The sequence below is a fragment of the Pedobacter gandavensis genome (assembly GCF_032678465.1).
Taxonomy (GTDB): domain Bacteria; phylum Bacteroidota; class Bacteroidia; order Sphingobacteriales; family Sphingobacteriaceae; genus Pedobacter; species Pedobacter gandavensis_B.
Window position 1 is genome coordinate 431,816 of the sequence record NZ_JAVTSK010000003.1, and the last position, 16,601, is coordinate 448,416.

At 40.4% G+C, this 16,601-nt stretch carries 14 protein-coding genes; 6 read left to right on the plus strand and 8 right to left on the minus strand.

Annotated elements, in window-relative coordinates; genetic code table 11:
- Positions 1 to 36 precede the first annotated feature (36 nt).
- Entirely contained in the window at positions 37 to 1,158 is a 1,122-nt protein-coding gene (locus R2Q94_RS07955) for a DUF5009 domain-containing protein (protein ID WP_316820916.1), read from the plus strand.
- Between the two features lie 100 nt (positions 1,159 to 1,258).
- A complete protein-coding gene (locus R2Q94_RS07960) occupies positions 1,259 to 3,796 on the plus strand; it encodes a family 20 glycosylhydrolase (RefSeq protein ID WP_316820917.1) in 2,538 nt (845 codons plus the stop codon).
- 207 nt (positions 3,797 to 4,003) lie between these two features.
- Here R2Q94_RS07960 and R2Q94_RS07965 read toward each other — a convergent pair whose 3' ends face one another.
- On the minus strand, positions 4,004 to 4,198 hold the full coding sequence (locus R2Q94_RS07965) for a hypothetical protein (RefSeq protein WP_316820918.1): 195 nt from the start codon (positions 4,196 to 4,198) through the stop codon (positions 4,004 to 4,006).
- Positions 4,199 to 6,277: 2,079 nt separating this feature from the next.
- Here R2Q94_RS07965 and R2Q94_RS07975 point away from each other — a divergent pair.
- The 4 genes from R2Q94_RS07975 to hemN all read left to right on the plus strand — a co-directional run bounded on the left by R2Q94_RS07975 (position 6,278) and on the right by hemN (position 10,441).
- Entirely contained in the window at positions 6,278 to 7,462 is a 1,185-nt protein-coding gene (locus tag R2Q94_RS07975; RefSeq protein WP_316820920.1) for a PAS domain-containing sensor histidine kinase, read from the plus strand.
- 8 nt (positions 7,463 to 7,470) lie between these two features.
- Positions 7,471 to 8,529, plus strand: a complete 1,059-nt coding sequence (locus R2Q94_RS07980) for a response regulator (RefSeq protein ID WP_316820921.1) — start codon at positions 7,471 to 7,473, stop codon at positions 8,527 to 8,529.
- Positions 8,530 to 8,613: 84 nt separating this feature from the next.
- Positions 8,614 to 9,084, plus strand: a complete 471-nt coding sequence (locus R2Q94_RS07985; protein WP_316820922.1) for a lactate dehydrogenase — start codon at positions 8,614 to 8,616, stop codon at positions 9,082 to 9,084.
- 1 nt (position 9,085) lies between these two features.
- A complete protein-coding gene (gene hemN / locus R2Q94_RS07990) occupies positions 9,086 to 10,441 on the plus strand; it encodes an oxygen-independent coproporphyrinogen III oxidase (RefSeq protein ID WP_316820923.1) in 1,356 nt (451 codons plus the stop codon).
- A gap of 61 nt (positions 10,442 to 10,502) precedes the next feature.
- On the opposite strand, the gene R2Q94_RS07995 is transcribed toward hemN, so the two are convergent.
- Genes R2Q94_RS07995 through ccoN form a run of 7 tightly spaced genes read right to left on the minus strand, consistent with a single transcriptional unit; the run spans position 10,503 to position 16,546 of the window.
- Positions 10,503 to 10,904: a group III truncated hemoglobin gene (locus R2Q94_RS07995; RefSeq protein ID WP_316820924.1), complete on the minus strand. Its 402-nt coding sequence runs from the start codon at positions 10,902 to 10,904 to the stop codon at positions 10,503 to 10,505.
- 31 nt (positions 10,905 to 10,935) lie between these two features.
- Positions 10,936 to 11,622 carry a sulfite exporter TauE/SafE family protein gene (locus tag R2Q94_RS08000; RefSeq protein WP_316820925.1) on the minus strand — a complete coding sequence of 229 codons (687 nt, stop codon included), beginning with the start codon at positions 11,620 to 11,622 and terminating at the stop codon, positions 10,936 to 10,938.
- Positions 11,619 to 12,050, minus strand: coding sequence for a FixH family protein (locus R2Q94_RS08005; RefSeq protein WP_316820926.1), 432 nt, complete (start codon positions 12,048 to 12,050; stop codon positions 11,619 to 11,621). The genes R2Q94_RS08000 and R2Q94_RS08005 overlap by 4 nt, the downstream gene beginning before the upstream one ends.
- 4 nt (positions 12,051 to 12,054) lie before the next feature.
- A complete protein-coding gene (ccoG, locus tag R2Q94_RS08010) occupies positions 12,055 to 13,455 on the minus strand; it encodes a cytochrome c oxidase accessory protein CcoG (protein WP_316820927.1) in 1,401 nt (466 codons plus the stop codon).
- A gap of 2 nt (positions 13,456 to 13,457) precedes the next feature.
- On the minus strand, positions 13,458 to 14,252 hold the full coding sequence (locus R2Q94_RS08015; protein WP_316820928.1) for a cbb3-type cytochrome c oxidase N-terminal domain-containing protein: 795 nt from the start codon (positions 14,250 to 14,252) through the stop codon (positions 13,458 to 13,460).
- Positions 14,249 to 14,416: a hypothetical protein gene (locus R2Q94_RS08020; RefSeq protein WP_182959486.1), complete on the minus strand. Its 168-nt coding sequence runs from the start codon at positions 14,414 to 14,416 to the stop codon at positions 14,249 to 14,251. The genes R2Q94_RS08015 and R2Q94_RS08020 overlap by 4 nt, the downstream gene beginning before the upstream one ends.
- An 18-nt stretch (positions 14,417 to 14,434) precedes the next feature.
- Positions 14,435 to 16,546 (minus strand): cytochrome-c oxidase, cbb3-type subunit I, encoded by a 2,112-nt coding sequence (gene ccoN, locus R2Q94_RS08025; RefSeq protein ID WP_316820929.1) that lies wholly within the window; start codon positions 16,544 to 16,546, stop codon positions 14,435 to 14,437.
- Positions 16,547 to 16,601: the final 55 nt, after the last annotated feature.

Genomic DNA, 16,601 nt, shown 5'->3' on the forward strand with positions numbered 1-16,601 from the left:
CTTTAATTTCTTTAACCTCTTTATCTAAACTATTTGATGAACCAAGCACAACGTTTTTTATCGCTGGATGTATTCCGAGGCATGACCGTCTGTTTTATGATCATTGTGAATACACCTGGAAGTGGAGCACAACCTTTTTCTATGTTGGAACATGCTGCCTGGCATGGATTTACGCCTACAGACCTGGTGTTTCCCTCTTTTCTGTTTGCTGTGGGTAATGCCATGAGCTTTTCCATGAAGAAATTTGCCCTCATGAAGGACGCTGAGGTACTTGCTAAAATATTTAAAAGAACCCTCCTTATTTTTCTGATCGGCTATCTGATGTATTGGTTCCCCTTTTTTCATTATAATGAGGGTGCTGGGATTAGTTTCGCAGCTATTGGTAATACCAGAATTATGGGTGTATTACAACGGATTGGCCTTTGTTATGGGATTGTTTCCTTAATGATCCATTATTTATCCAGTAGATCGGTACTGCTGCTGAGTGTATTGTTCTTAATAGGATACTGGCTGATATTGCTTTTTTTTGGTGATGCTGCTGACCCTTTAAGCATGACTGGAAACGCAGGGCAGTATCTGGATCAGTTTTTATTAGGCAATGCGCATCTTTACCATGGAGAGGGCATCCCTTTTGATCCGGAAGGAATTTTGAGTACCATTCCTTCCTGTGTCAATGTAGTGATTGGTTATTTTGCCGGAAAATTTATTCAGGAAAAGGGCAAAGGCTATGAAAGTATTGCAAAACTATTGTTGGCAGGTGTATTACTGGTGTTTTTGGCCTGGTGTTGGAATTTTTTCTTTCCGATCAATAAGAAACTATGGACAAGTTCTTTTGTGCTGATTACTTGCGGTCTGGATCTGCTCATCATTGCCGGATTAATCTACCTTATAGAACTGAAATCGTATGTGAAATGGACAGGTTTCTTCACTGTATTTGGGAAAAACCCCTTGTTTATTTATATCGTAGCTGATCTTTTATTGATCATTATCAATACCATATTTCCAAAATCAGATTTTGCAGGTTGGATAAATACCGTCTTTTTTCAGGCCATTGCTCCAGGGCCTTTTGGTTCCTTATTGTTTGCCATTTGCTTTATGCTGGTCTGCTGGCTTATTGGGTATATCCTGGATAAAAAAAAGATTTACATCAGGGTTTAACAGAGAAGGACTCAGCTATTTTAAGAATTCAACAGGAAGGAATTTAATTTGAGATTCCCTTCCTAATAACTCATTAATAAAGGACAAAAAAGATATACTTATGAAAAATTACTTCCTGGCAGTTTTCTTCTTATTCAGTATGGTCAGTGCCGGTATTGCTCAGGAGTCCGGCGCGATTTCAGCTACAGACCTGAGCTTGAATTGGACGCAAAGTAATGCTAAAGATGGACTGATTTTAGCGATAAATAACAATGGAAATAGTCCTTTTCCCGCTTCCGGTTGGAAAATATATTTCAATTCCAGGGAGCTAAAAGTGGTAGCTGCAGATACTTTGCTAGCGAAGGTTCAACTGGTAAATGGCGCCTTGTTCCGCTTAACACCATTAGAAGGATTTAAAGCATTGGCACCAGGTTCATCCATACAACTTCATATGGTCACTGAAGGGATGTCTAATCAATCCGAAAGGCCACAAGGCTTTTACCTGGTTTGGGACCATCAGCCTGAAAAGGGTATTGCAATCAAGAATGTGACCTTTAAACCTTTCAGTACCCATGAAATGGCAGAACAGGAGATCGCAAAAAATACGTTTGAAGAAAATAAAAAGATCAAAGACATTCGGGAAAAAGACCTTCCAATGATTTTTCCGACACCTTTAAAATACTACAAATGGAAAGGGACGTTTGATCTAACCGCAGATGTGAAAATAAAAGCGCAGGAAGGTTTTGAAAATGAAGCCGCATTGTTATCACAGGAGATCACTAAAGTTTTGGGTAAAAAACCTGCGGGGCCAGTTAAAAGAAATGGCAAAGAAATCGTTTTTCTCCGGGAACCAAGGCTCTCTGAAGAAGCTTATCATTTAAGCATCGACACAGATAAAGTGCTTATTTGGGCAGCTTCAGGAAAGGGGGCTTTTTATGCCATACAATCCTTGAAGAGTATGTTTCCTTCAAATTCCTGGTCGGGCATTAAAAAGCGGATCAAAATTCCTGAAGCCTATGTTCAGGATAAGCCAAGGTTCGGATTTAGAGGCTTCATGATGGATGTAGGCAGGAACTTTCAGCCCAAATCAGAAGTATTGAAGGTCCTCGATTTAATGGCATTATACAAACTGAATGTTTTTCATTTTCACCTGACAGAAGATGAAGGCTGGCGCCTGGAAATTCCAGGATTGCCGGAGCTGACCGCTGTTGGTGCTCGGCGTGGGCATTCCCTTGAGGAAGATGAACAGATTCATCCCGCTTATGGTTCCGGACCTATCGCTGGCCTAAATTCAGGAACTGGCTTTTATACTAAAGCAGATTATATTGAAATACTTAAATATGCTACTGCAAGACATATCCGTGTCATCCCTGAAATTGAAACACCAGGGCATGCCAGAGCCGCCATTAAGGCGATGGATGCCAGATACAACAGGCTGATTAAAGCTGGAGATAAGGAAGGTGCTGAGTACTATTTGTTAAGGGATTTGAAAGACGAAAGTCAATACCGTTCTGTGCAGGGTTTTGATGATAATGTAATTAATGTGGCCTTACCATCCAGTTATCATTTTCTTGAAAAAGTAGCTGATGAATTGATTGCAATGCATAAGGAGGCGAATGCGCCATTAACTACTATTCATTTTGGCGGGGATGAGGTGCCTGCAGGTGTCTGGGAAAAATCGCCGGCAGCAAGCCAACTGGCCATCACTGATCCGGCAGTAAAAGGAACCGATGAATTGTGGTTTTACTTCTTCAGTAAACTGAACAAAATGTTGCAATCAAAATCGTTGTTTTTGTCTGGATGGGAAGAAATAGGCTTACGAAAACAAAACGTAAATGGAAAGATGAAAATGCTACCGGAACCTCGTTTCTTTAAGCAGGATTTTCATGTGGATGTCTGGAATAATCTGCATGGGAATGAAGATCTTGCTTATAAAATGGCCAATGAAGGGTATAGAGTAGTACTCAGTCCGGTGACGAATTTCTACATAGATCTTGCGGCAAATAAGAGTTTTGAAGAAACCGGACAAAACTGGGGAGGTTACGTGGATGTCGACAAGCTTTTCTATTTTATCCCATTTGATTATTACAGGAATGTAAAGGAAGATGAGGAGGGCAATCCTGTAGATCCGGAGCGCTATAAGAATAAAGACCGATTAACGATGTACGGAAAATCAAATATCATTGGTTTACAGGCACCATTATGGAGTGAAAATATTAAAACTCCTGCGCAATTCGAATATATGTTATTGCCAAAGTTATTAGGATTAGCAGAAAGAGCCTGGGCAAAAGATCCTGAATGGGCTACTGAACAAGATCCTGAAAAAGGGAAACTGCTGTATGATCAGGCCTGGTCTGAATTTATCAATGTCTTGGCGAAAAAAGAATTGCCAAGGTTGAATGATTATGCGGGTGGGTTTGATTACCGGATTCCAACTCCAGGACTACAGATCAGTAATGGTCAGGTTGCTGCAAACGTGTTATTTCCAGGATTTACCATTCGTTATACTACTGATGGTACTGAGCCCGAGCTCAGTAGTAAACTCTATACCACTGTAATTCCTTTTAAGGAAGGCCTAAGGTTCCGTGTTTTTAATGGAAAAAACAGAGGCGGAAGAAGTATCATGGTCAAATCCTCAGCTGATTTTTTAGCCTTCTAAATCTGCTGAGCTTGAGCTGTCAGCACTTCTAACGGTTAGCATACAAACAAAAAAAACAGGGATTAATCGGAGAGATTTATCCCTGTTTTAATTAATGGCTGACCCACCACAGATCAACCTAAACCAAACAAACTACACCTATAACGGATAGATTGAGTAAAAAGTTTTTAATGCGAAAAATAAAAACAATTTAATGACAAATTCCGCTTATTCTTTATCGTGATATAAGAATTCCATGCCTTCAGGAGTGATAGAGGCGGCGTGTTGAACGCGATGCCGATTGATGTGGATGTATCCTAGTCTTTCTAATTCTTCGTACTCGTCTTCCATTCCTCCTAAAATCGAAGAACTAACTTGCTGGTCGATGATACCCAGTAATGATTTCATAGCTTCTTTTTCCATGGTCTTTTTGATTATAATCGTATCGAAATTCCTTTGATCTAATATAGTGAAAAAATAGTTTTCATAAAAGCCACGCAAAGAAGGGGGGAAGAACTGTACACCAAAAGTCCGTTTTCAATCGCGTGGCTATATGTCATTATTTCATTAGGGGTGTTTTTTATAGGTTAGCCTTTTAAGCTAAACTCTTTTCTGCCAACAACAGTTGCTGTAACATTTCCTCAATAGAGGAGCCCTGCTGGAATTTCAATTCAGGGATAAGTTTGCGATAATAAGCGATACCATCCAATAACTGCATTTTAAATTTGCTGAAATACTTTTCTTTTTTGACAGTGATTTCTTCAAGTTGACTGGCAATGTCTTTTTTCAAATACTCAACATATAAATTGAGCTCATTGATGAATAAATTGGGGCGAGATACCTCTTTCAGAAGATTATCCCTTCCATATATATGATTGATCATCTCTCTTAAAGTATATTTCCCCTGGAAGAAAGCGAGATTTGGACCAGGACAAATGCTGACCGCCTTATTTTCCTTTGGCTTCAAAATACCTACTTTTAAATAGGTAGAAGCACAAAGTCCTTCGCACAGGCATACTTTTTCTGTAATGGATTCAAACTGACGTTGGTAATGATCTTCGGAAAGCACTTGTTCTTTCAGTTGCTTTATTTTCAGGTTCTGGTATTTTCTGGATGCCGTACAAATGGGTTCTGTAGTAAATTCTGTATTGGTACACAAGAATTTCTTGGTACATGGACTTCCTGGTCGGCCTTTTTCTATACGTTGGAGTCGCTGATCCTCTGCAGTACTCTTTTTAAAGTTATTGAACAAGACTCCCAGGGGAGAAGAGTTACTGAGGTAATAATCATCCGCAACTGCAGAAGCCAGATGGTTCAAGGTCTCCTCGTCTACATTAGTGGCCTCCGGAACAAGTAGAAAAGGACTTCCCCAACCTGCAGCATCCAACTCATAATAATTGAGCAGGAATTCGTGTTCTTCAGCAGTTCCGATTCCACCCTGTGCAGTAATGCGTTGTTCTGGGATCAGGTTTGCTTCGATTTCCTTGCTTTTTAAGGCATTCATATAAAGCTGATACAGCTCTTCTAACAACTCTTTACGTTTTTGTTTGAACTCCTCCAGGATAGGTCCCAATAAGAATCCTTCCGTAGCAAATGCATGTCCGCCACAGTTCAGACCTGATTCTACCCGGAACTCTGATACCCATAATCCTTTTTTTGCCAGCATCTTGGCCTGAATTAAAGCAGAGCGGAAATCACTGACTTTAAGAATGATTTTCTTTTGAAATGTGCCGGTTTTATCCGGATAAAAGTCACTGCATTTTTCCATGTAGGTGTATAAACGAGGGTTCAAGCCAGCGGAAATGATTACTGAAGAATTCAATGTACTATTGCTAAAACCACGCATAGCAGCCAATGCATCTGTAAAGTCTTCACCTTCACTTTCATGGTTTGCATTGTAATTGACCTTATCAACTTTAGACATAATGTTGACATCAATGGCACCCGGTACCATAGATTGAAGTAATTCTGCCTGAATTTTCGTTTTTTGCTGGCCATTGTCCATGTTTTTCATGTCCTGGTATTTCTTTTTCAAAGCGGAATGTTCTGGTAAGAGCTCAAAGTAATAGCTCAGCTCTGTTCCTTCTTCAAAGGTTTGGCTTTGCAATGCTGCAAATTGTTGCTTCACCTGCACATCCAGTAAATCGAGGTAGGCCGTAATTCTTCTGGCTCTGCTATCTGTTTCTTTTTTTTCGATCAGCCTGAATGTTCCTGAATTTTGTTCCTCATGATATTTTCTCATACGTTCCGTGAGTTCATCGTCTACGATGGAAACAACAGAGGAAATGCCATATCTGGCTACTTTTAATGGAGTATCAATTGAATAGCCTAAACCTAAGACTGGGATGTGAAAAGTATGGTTCATTGGATCAGATAAATAGTACTTGAATCGCAAAAGAACACAGTATTTAATTTTAAAAACATGATATTAGTCACACTTTTGTATGATTGAGGTTATAAGCCTCTTGCAATCGAGATCATTATATTTGTAAAAAGTACACCATGGAAGAGGCAAGGTTATTGAAGGCCATTATTGAAACTGCAATTGACGGAATTATTACCATTGATGACAGGGGTAAAATTGAAAGCCTTAATCCAGCAGCATTAAAATTATTTGGTTATTCAATTGAAGAGGTAGAAGGGAAGAACATTTCTTTTTTAATGCCAGAGCCAGATCGAAGTGGTCATGATGGCTATATTCACCGTTATCAATCTACGGGAGAAAAAAGAATCATTGGCAAAGGCCGGGAAGTAAAAGGTCTGAGAAAAGATCGGAGTACCTTCCCTTTTCGTTTAGCCGTAAGTGAAGTGCAATATGAAAACCGGATTATTTATACAGGGTTTATTCATGACCTTTCCAAAGAAAAGGAGGCCGAAGAACGCCTGAGAGAGTATGCTTCAGAATTGGAGGAACTGGTTGAAGAACGTACCAAATCCCTCAAAAAAACGGTAATGGCTTTAAGTGAAGCCAAAGAAGAAGTTAGTCTTTCTCTTGAAAAAGAAAAGGAGCTCAATCAGTTGAAAAGTCGATTTGTGTCTATGGCCTCTCATGAATTCAGAACACCTTTGAGTTCTGTACAGCTTTCGGCTTCATTAATCGATAAGTATGCGGAACCTTATGACAATAAAAATATCAGTAAGCATGTCAGCAAGATTAAGAATGCAGTCAGCAACCTCACCACAATATTGAACGATTTCCTTTCACTCGAAAGATTGGAAGCAGGAAAAGTAGAACCCACCTTTACGGCTTTTGATCTGGTTAGACTTTCAGAAGAAATTACTGAAGAAATGCAGATGATGGCCAAGCAAGATCAGAATATCATTTACCAGCATACCGGATTGGAAAGTACAGTATTACTCGATCCCAATCTTTTAAAAAATTGTATGATTAATCTGATCTCTAATGCCATCAAATATTCAGGTGAAAATACATTTATTGAATTCAATACGGAAATTACGGAAAACCAATGCATGGTGACAATAAAAGACAATGGGATCGGGATTCCAGAATCAGATCATAAACACTTGTTCCAGCCGTTTTTTCGCGCACATAATACAGGCAATATTCCAGGAACAGGATTAGGATTAAATATCGTACACCGATATGCCACACTAATGAAAGGTGAACTGTATTTTGAAAGTAGCATCCATACCGGGACTAAATTTGTTTTGTCCTTTAATAAATAATAATACGAATGAAGAAGACACTGATACTCATTATAGAAGATAACGATGACATCCGGGAAAGCACTGCTGAGATATTAGAACTCGCAAATTACGAAGTATTACAAGCCATTAACGGACGTGTAGGGGTGGATATGGCAATTCATCAGCAACCAGATGTGATTTTATGTGACATCATGATGCCTGAACTGGATGGCTATGGTGTCCTTTATCTGCTTTCTAAAAATGAGCAAACAGCAACGATTCCTTTTATTTTCCTGACGGCAAAGGCGGAACGCATTGACATGCGTAAAGGGATGGAAATGGGTGCAGATGATTACCTGACGAAACCTTTTGATGATGTAGAACTGTTGAATGCCATCGAAAGCAGATTGAGTAAAAGAGATAAACAACAAATTTTTTATAGCCAGTCGTTAGAAAAACTAAGTGTCCTTTTCAGTAATAGTTCAGGATTACAGGAATTGGAAAAAGTCATTGCTGCAAGGAAAGTACGCTCAGTTAAAAAGAGACAAGTGGTCTATTATGAGGGAGATAATGTTTCAGGTCTCTATCTTGTGATGGATGGAAAGGTGAAAACTTTCAAACTGAGTGAGGATGGGAGGGAATTACTCACAGGCATGTATGGCCAGGAGGAGTATTTTGGACTGACTTCCTTATTACTTACTGCGCCTTATACGGAAACTGCAGAGGCGGTGGAAGACAGTACAGTATGTATGCTTCCAAAGGATTTAATGGAAGATTTATTGAATCGTTATCCTGATGTAGCCAGGCAGTTTATTCAGTTGATCTCCAATGATCTGCAGGATAAAGAAGAGCAATTGCTGCAATTGGCTTATCATTCTGTAAGGAAACGAATGGCCGAAGTACTGGCCAGACTGTGCAAACAGGAAGCACAGGGAATGGAATTGGTGTTGAGGGTTTCCAGGGATAACCTCGCTGCAATGGCTGGAATGGCAACAGAAACTGTGAGCAGGATTCTGAGCGACTTCAAAGACGAAGGGATCATCGAAAGAAAAGGAAGTCAGATCATTGTTCTGGATCAGCTAAGGCTTCAACAGATGAAAAACTGACGAAGATCATTTTTTCAATTGATTAAACTCATTCCCCCCGATATCGCTACATGCTAACTTTGATTATTAATAAATCGAACCAGCATGAGAGTTGTCGCATATAGTATAAAATCTTTTGAAAAAGAACCATTGGCAATCGCCAATAATAAAAAACATGATATTACATTGATATCCAATTCTTTGGGTTCTGAGACAGCTTCTTATGCCGCAGGCAAAGAAGCTGTAATTGTATTCAGTGAGGACGATGTTTCTGCTCAGGTCATCAATCGATTGGCTGATCTTGGGGTGAAATTTATTGCGACACGATCTACTGCTACTGGTCATATCGATCAGGAAGCTGCTGCTCTTAGAAATATAAAGATTGCCAATGTTCCTTTAGATGCTTTGCTGGCGCTTTCGGAGAAAGAATTGCCTATGGCACTTGCGATAGAAACGATTGTTAATCTTGATAAATGGCAACAAAAGAAGTGTTTAGGTACCTCTTGCGTGTGCTCCAGATCCTGTGATCAGCCACATGCCTTAGTGAATCCAAATCGTAAACCTCATCACCACTAATATGAATCATCTGATCTCAAAATATCATGTTGCTGCTCCCCGTTACACCAGTTATCCCACTGTGCCATATTGGAAAACAGCGGGTTTTACTGTAAAAGACTGGGAGAGAGCTGTTGCCCAATCTTTTAGGGAAAGTAATGATAAAGAAGGCATCAGTATTTATATCCACCTTCCATTTTGTGAGAGTTTGTGTACGTATTGTGGTTGTAATACCAGAATTACCAAAAACCATAAAGTAGAATCCCCTTACATTGAAGCTTTATTGAAAGAATGGCAGTTGTACCTCAATCTTTTTGTGACTAAGCCACTCATCAAGGAATTGCATTTAGGTGGTGGAACCCCAACTTTCTTCAGCGCAGAGAATTTAAAACTCATGATGGAAGGAATCTTAAAATATGCGGATCTGCATGAAGAGGCAGAATTTAGCTTTGAAGCACATCCTGGAAATACGACAGATGAACATCTAGCGACCTTAAATGAATTGGGTTTCAAAAGGCTGAGTTTAGGCATTCAGGATTTTGATCCTCAGGTACAGCTGGTCATCAATAGGGTTCAGACCTATGAAGAGGTGGAGCAGGTGACGCTAAAAGCAAGAGCATTGGGCTATACTTCTATTAATTACGATTTGATATATGGTCTTCCACACCAAAAAATAGAAGGGCTGTCTAACACGCTGGATTCGGTATTGAGGTTAAAACCAGACCGTATCGCCTTTTATAGTTATGCACATGTTCCATGGGTTAAACCAGGCCAAAGAAGATATACAGAACAAGACCTTCCTTCCCAGAAATTAAAGCAGCAACTGTATGATCTTGGATATAAAAGACTGAGAGAAGGTGGGTATCTGGATGTCGGAATGGATCATTTTACACTCGTAACAGATAGTCTGTATGATGCAGAACGCAATGGAAAGCTTCACCGGAATTTCATGGGCTATACCCATCAATATAGTAAGTTAATGATTGGTTTGGGCGTGTCTTCTATCAGCGATACCTGGACTGCATTTGCTCAAAATGTAAAAACAGTAGAGGAGTACCTGGAAATTGTGAACTCAGGAAAGCTTCCGGTAGTGAAGGGACATTTGCTTAATGCAGAAGATATGCAAACCCGTAAGCACATTCTGAACATCATGTGTAAAGGACACACTTCATGGACAAAAGAAGAAGCCGGATCTGAGGATTTTTCAGAGGGATTGCAGCGCATGCGCTGGTTGGCAATGGATGGATTGGTATTCCTGTCGGAAGATAGCTTAAGCGTCACACCATTAGGAAAAAGATTCCTAAGAAACATCTGTATGGCACTCGATTACAGATATTGGGCAGATCAGCCTAAAACAGAGTTGTTTAGCCTCACTTAAAGAATTTTTTGGTGCTCAAATGTTAAGATTGGTGACAGCGATAAGCTTCACCAATTTTGCATTATAAGCCATTTGCTGTCGTAACCTGCTTAATTTTGTATTGCATCAGCTGTCCGATAGAAGAGGCTCTGGAAATCGCCTGATCGGCTACAGGCCCCTCATAATGAGCCCTGATGGTCTCTTCCCATATTTTCATCCATCGTTCAAAGTGTTCAGCATGTAGTGGTACTTCATGGTTTAATGCAATGTGTTTCAACATTGGATTTCCCTTATAGGTGACTACATCTAATAAAATGGTTTCCCAGAAACGAACCATTACAGGAATATGAGCGTCCAGAGAGAAGTTTGCTGCTTTAAAGACCGGCCCTATGACTTCATCTGTTAAGGCTTGATTGTAAAATTCGATCACCAGAAAACGGATGTCTTTCTGATCTTGAATGTCTGATTTTATAGAAGCTGTCATTATGATGCTAATTTACGATAATTTTAAGGGATTACCTGCATTCCGGAGCGCCTTGCTCCATAGCTGGGGGACTGAGATAAGGGATGTTCAATTCCATTCCTCTCAATATAAACCAGATGCCCAGACAGAGCATGAAATATGGGATGATCCGGTTGATCCTTTTGCGGACTAAAGCTCCGGTGAAACCAATGCTGAGTGTGGCTATAAACATTAGTGGTAAGGTTCCAAAGCCAAACCAAGCCATATAAAGTGCAGCGCTGCTGACACTGCCAGTATTTAGTGCTCCCGCCATAGCCAGATAAACGAAACCACAAGGCAGAAAACCATTGATAATGCCAATGATCAAGTGATTGGCTTTATGCTGAAGAGCGTAGCCAAATAATCGATGAAAAGGGCTAAGTAATACAGATGGGGTATTCTTTAGCATCTGGATCTTGAACAATCTGGAGCAGGCTGCCATGACGATCAGTACCCCGCTTAGTATACTCAGTCCCTGTTGCAAACCAACCATCCATAGTTGCTGTCCGATTAAACCGATCAACAGACCTAGAAAGCAATAAGAAATTATCCTTCCCAATTGGTACAGTAATTTGTCCATTACCAGGAAAGCCCATCCCTTTTTTAAGGATGGGACGGCAAAAGCAAGAGGACCGCACATGCCGATGCAATGTACGCTCCCTAACAATCCAATCATGAAGGCAAGCTTCTCATTACTCATTCTACCATGACCTCCTGCTCGTCTAAATAGAATTTGCCTGCACTTTTCCAATTGATGATCAGTTTCCAGTGACCTTTTGCAATCCCTGTTAAGGGGATCGCTGCCCGATGAAGTTCATCTGTATGGATTTGAATAATTTTATCCATTCGTTTATCCGCTGTACGGACCATGTTTATTTTGCCTTCTGCGGAATCTTTAAAAGTCAGGATAATCCCTTCAGGACTAAGCTCAATTACAGGTTTTGCCTGGTCTTTCTTTACTTGCTCTTTTAGCAGGTACTCCTTATCATAATTCAGTCCCTTTTCGTAATAGTCATTGTCTACCAGCGCATCGGGGGAGCTGTTAAACATTTTTATGGCAAGCACGATGATAAAACTCATAAAGCATACCATCCCAATTACTAATTTCGTTCCCCAATTCCATTTCATTTCTTTAATCATTAAGCGGTGCGATGAAAGTAGTTTCAAAAGTGTCCACTATTTTTCCATCCGACACCAGTTTGAAACCAATATCTGATTTGTATTTCTTTAATTTCTCTTGTGGCATAATCACAAAAAAAGTAAGTTTTGCCACACCACCATAAGCGATGGAATCTTGTTTTTGAATGTACTGTATTTTCACATCCGGATCATCCGGTACAATTTCAAATTTAAGGCTTTTACTGGTTTTATTGATCAGTTCAGCGTTAAATAAGTTGCTCACTTCCTTTTCTTTAGCTCTGATTTGGTACAGTGTTCCACTGGCACGTAAAATGGTGGTTTTAACATCCGTTCTGCTGGCTAGCAGATAGCTAAGTACGGAGATCAGTACCAGTAAAACCGCCGAATAAGCATAGACTCTTTTGTTGAGCCTGAAGGCTTGTTTCGTTTTGATTTCATCCTCGGATTTGAAACCAATTAAACGGGTAGGACGCTGAATTTTCTCCATGACCATATCACAGGCGTCAATACAGGCGGTGCAGTTCACACATTCCATTTGAGTTCCATTGCGGATGTCAATTCCCGTCGGACAAACCTGTACACAAAGCTTGCAGTCAATACAATCTCCACCGGAATTGGTAAGCCCTTTGACACGCTTCTCACGAGGTTCCCCGCGTTGATAATCATAGGCAACAATTATACTCTGGTTGTCCAATAGCACCCCTTGCAGGCGTCCATATGGACAAACTACGGTACACACGAGTTCTCTCATTCTGGAAAATACCAGGTAGAATACCAATGTAAATACAGAAATTGAAATGAAGCCGCTTAAATGTAAGGATACAGGTTCTGTAATGATATTGAGGAGTGCAGCCGAACCAATGAGATAGGAGAGAAAAATATTTGCAATAAAAAAAGAAATCAACAGGTAAAGTCCGTGTTTCAGTGCTTTTTTAAAAAACTTCTCTCCGGTTAAAGGTCCTTCATCCAGTTTTTTGCGTTTGTTGGAATCACCTTCTATCCAGATTTCTATTTTCCTGAATACCATTTCCAGAAAGATGGTTTGTGGACAGGCCCATCCGCAGAAGACCCGTCCAAAAACTACGGTAAATAACACAATAAATACCATAAAACTGAGCAAGGCCAGTACAAAGAGGTAGAAATCCTGAGGCCAGAAAATGACCCCAAAGAATACAAATTTCCGCTCTAAAACATTAAGTAAGACTAGTTGCTCCCCATTTAATTTAATAAATGGGGCGGCAAATAGTAAGGTCAGGAAAAAATAGCTGACCATCGAGCGGTATTGATATAATTTTCCTTTAATCACCTTTGGATAAAGCCATTTACGGCGCTGTCCATCGTCAGTTAAAGTGGAGATCTGATCTCTGAAATGATCTGGGCTTTGTGATGACATATTTATTCTTTTTTACCCTGAGGTGCTTTAGCACCAGCAGGATTACTTCCCTGTATAGAGAGGATATAATTGGTAATGTCTGATATTTGCTGGGCATTCATAGATTTTTCCCAGGCCACCATTCCTTTTTCAGGAACACCGTATTTGATGGTCTTGAAAATGTCTTTTGGTGTTCCGCCATGCAACCAGTATTCGTCCGTTAAATTCGGCCCAACACCACCTTCTCCATGCTCGCCATGACAAGGGGTACAAACCGTTTTAAATAAAGCCGCACCTTTTTGAATCACCGCAGGATCATCACTTTTTTCCATGTTGTTTTCGTTGATCTTAGGACCTCCGGAACCCGGTTTTTGTAAGAATGCAATGCGATCCGCCTCTGCCTGACGAAGTTCTACAGCATATTCTTCTTCCTGTAATTTGCCCCAGCCAAATACATGGTAATTGAGCATATAGCCGATGGCGAAAATGATCGTTCCGTAAAATAATACCATAAACCAGGCAGGAGTAGGGTTGTCCAGCTCAGCAATGCCATCGAATTTATGTTCCATCATGATATCTTTCTCCTCAGATATCGGTCTTAGTCCCATTAATTTGGTCCAGAATGATGGTTTTTGAGCTTCTTCAGCAGCACGTCTCTCTTCTTCAAGCCTGTATTTTTCCCTTTCTTCTTCAGTCGCAAATCGGGTGGGATGAAGTGTCTCCCTGATGTAGACTTTGATGACCCTCAGTACTAGTAAGGAAACCACCAATATGATGATTGCAGTAAAAAGTAGGGCCCAAATTAATAAATCTGTCATTGTACATCGTCTTTTAAAGGTAATTCACTCATATATTTTATTTCTTCTTTTTTCATGGTCAGCAATAGAATGCCGACTAGGATAAAAAAGAGCAGGAATATGCCAAGGGAGGTGATTAAATACACCTGGCTTCCATCTACTTGATCTAAAAATTGCTTAAACATAATTTAGTTGTTTAGGTTTTATTGTGCTTTAATGTCTATTCCCAATCGTTGCAGATAGGCAATAAGCGCAATGATTTCTTTATCATCTTTCACTTTGATGTTGTTCTGACGAAGGTCTGCAGCAATTTCTTTAGCCTGCTTATCCAGGTCTCGATTGGCTTTGTGTTCGTAACCTTCTTCATAAGGAACACCTAAAGTGCGCATCGCATTAATTTTGCTGATGGTGGTGGTGGTATCCAGCGTCTGGGTAATCAACCACTCGTAAGGAGGCATGATACTTCCCGGCGACATCGTTTGCGGATCTAACATGTGGTTATAATGCCATGCATTACCATATTTGCCACCTTCACGTTGCAAATCAGGACCAGTACGTTTAGAGCCCCATAGATGTGGATGGTCATAAACAAATTCTCCTGCTTTACTATATTCGCCATATCTTTCTGTTTCTGAGCGGAATGGACGAATCATTTGAGAGTGACAACTTACGCAACCTTCACGGATGTATAAATCTCTTCCCTGTAATTCAAGTGGACTGTAGGGTTTTACACTGGCAATGGTTGGAATGTTCGACTTGATCGTAAACGTCGGCATCATTTCAATCATACCACCAATCAGGATAACAATCAAAGAAAGTACCATGAAAACCATTGGTTTACGTTCCAATACCCTGTGGAATTTCTTCTCAGATCCTTGAGGAACATAATTTTCAGGCAATGGCATCGCCTCTGCAGGCTCATCCGCTAATAATTTACCTAAGCGAACGGTTTTGATTAAGTTATAGGTCATTACGATCACACCAATCAGGTACAATGCACCGCCAATAGCCCTAAGCACATACATTGGAAGAATCTGGATGATGGTTTCCAGGAAGTTAGGATAACGTAACATTCCATCTTCTGTAAACTCTTTCCACATCAAGCCCTGTGTGAAACCGGCGAAATATAAAGGTACCGCATAGAAAATGATACCTAAGGTTCCGATCCAGAAGTGGAATGAAACCAGTTTTTTAGAGTATAGTTCTGTTCTGTAGATTCTTGGAATCAACCAATATAAAATACCAAAGGTTAAGAAACCATTCCAGCCAAGGGCACCCACATGTACGTGAGCCACGATCCAGTCGGTATAGTGTGCAATGGCGTTGATCTGTTTTAAAGCAAGCATTGGTCCTTCAAAAGTGGCCATACCGTAAGCGGTAATCCCAACCACCATGAATTTAAGTCTGGAGTCTTCTCTTACTTTATCCCATGCGCCACGAAGGGTGAGCAATCCATTGATCATCCCTCCCCAACTAGGGGCAATCAGCATAATAGAGAAGGCTACACCAAGCGACTGTGCCCAACCCGGTAAAGAAGTATATAATAAGTGGTGAGGACCTGCCCAGATGTAAATGAAAATCAATGACCAGAAATGGAGAATACTCAGTTTATAAGAATATACCGGGCGATTTGCCATTTTTGGAAGGAAATAATACATCATCCCCAGGTAGGGTGTGGTTAAAAAGAATGCAACCGCATTGTGTCCATACCACCATTGTACAAGTGCATCCTGTACACCTGCGTATAGGTAATAACTTTTAAAGGCAGAAATTGGTAGCTGGAAGGAGTTTACAATATGTAATACAGCAACAGTAACGAAAGTCGCAATGTAAAACCAGATGGCTACATACATATGTTTCTCCCTTCTTTTAATAATGGTACCAAACATATTCACACCAAAAACCACCCAGATCAAGGTAATGGCAATGTCGATTGGCCATTCGAGCTCCGCATATTCATGGGAGGAAGTGAATCCTAAAGGAAGTGTGATGACTGCCGAAATGATGATCAGCTGCCAGCCCCAGAAATGAATTTTACTGAGTACATCGCTGAACATCCTCGCTTTGAGCAATCGCTGCAGGGAGTAGTAAACACCCATAAAGATCGCATTCCCCACAAAGGCAAAGATAACTGCATTGGTGTGTAAGGGCCTGATCCGGCCAAAAGTAGTGTACTGGGAGCCCATATTTAATGCAGGTTTGAAGAGCTGCATGGCAATGAGCAATCCGACCGTCATTCCGATGATGCCCCATATGATGGTGGCTACTGCGAAGTTTCTGACGATCTTGTTGTCGTAGTAAAATTTTTCAGTCATGTTAAAAAATGGATTGCTTGTTTATGGATGTAAAATTAGGTCGGTGTGCTTAGGT

What these genes read in the sequence shown, in the direction of transcription:
- R2Q94_RS07955 (WP_316820916.1), top strand. Translation starts at nt 37, where the DNA reads ATGAACCAAGCACAACGTTTTTTATCGCTGGATGTATTCCGAGGCATG.
- R2Q94_RS07960 (WP_316820917.1), top strand. Translation starts at nt 1,259, where the DNA reads ATGAAAAATTACTTCCTGGCAGTTTTCTTCTTATTCAGTATGGTCAGT.
- R2Q94_RS07965 (WP_316820918.1), bottom strand. Translation starts at nt 4,198, where the DNA reads ATGGAAAAAGAAGCTATGAAATCATTACTGGGTATCATCGACCAGCAA.
- R2Q94_RS07975 (WP_316820920.1), top strand. Translation starts at nt 6,278, where the DNA reads ATGGAAGAGGCAAGGTTATTGAAGGCCATTATTGAAACTGCAATTGAC.
- R2Q94_RS07980 (WP_316820921.1), top strand. Translation starts at nt 7,471, where the DNA reads ATGAAGAAGACACTGATACTCATTATAGAAGATAACGATGACATCCGG.
- R2Q94_RS07985 (WP_316820922.1), top strand. Translation starts at nt 8,614, where the DNA reads ATGAGAGTTGTCGCATATAGTATAAAATCTTTTGAAAAAGAACCATTG.
- hemN (WP_316820923.1), top strand. Translation starts at nt 9,086, where the DNA reads ATGAATCATCTGATCTCAAAATATCATGTTGCTGCTCCCCGTTACACC.
- R2Q94_RS07995 (WP_316820924.1), bottom strand. Translation starts at nt 10,904, where the DNA reads ATGACAGCTTCTATAAAATCAGACATTCAAGATCAGAAAGACATCCGT.
- R2Q94_RS08000 (WP_316820925.1), bottom strand. Translation starts at nt 11,622, where the DNA reads ATGAGTAATGAGAAGCTTGCCTTCATGATTGGATTGTTAGGGAGCGTA.
- R2Q94_RS08005 (WP_316820926.1), bottom strand. Translation starts at nt 12,050, where the DNA reads ATGAAATGGAATTGGGGAACGAAATTAGTAATTGGGATGGTATGCTTT.
- ccoG (WP_316820927.1), bottom strand. Translation starts at nt 13,455, where the DNA reads ATGTCATCACAAAGCCCAGATCATTTCAGAGATCAGATCTCCACTTTA.
- R2Q94_RS08015 (WP_316820928.1), bottom strand. Translation starts at nt 14,252, where the DNA reads ATGACAGATTTATTAATTTGGGCCCTACTTTTTACTGCAATCATCATA.
- R2Q94_RS08020 (WP_182959486.1), bottom strand. Translation starts at nt 14,416, where the DNA reads ATGTTTAAGCAATTTTTAGATCAAGTAGATGGAAGCCAGGTGTATTTA.
- ccoN (WP_316820929.1), bottom strand. Translation starts at nt 16,546, where the DNA reads ATGACTGAAAAATTTTACTACGACAACAAGATCGTCAGAAACTTCGCA.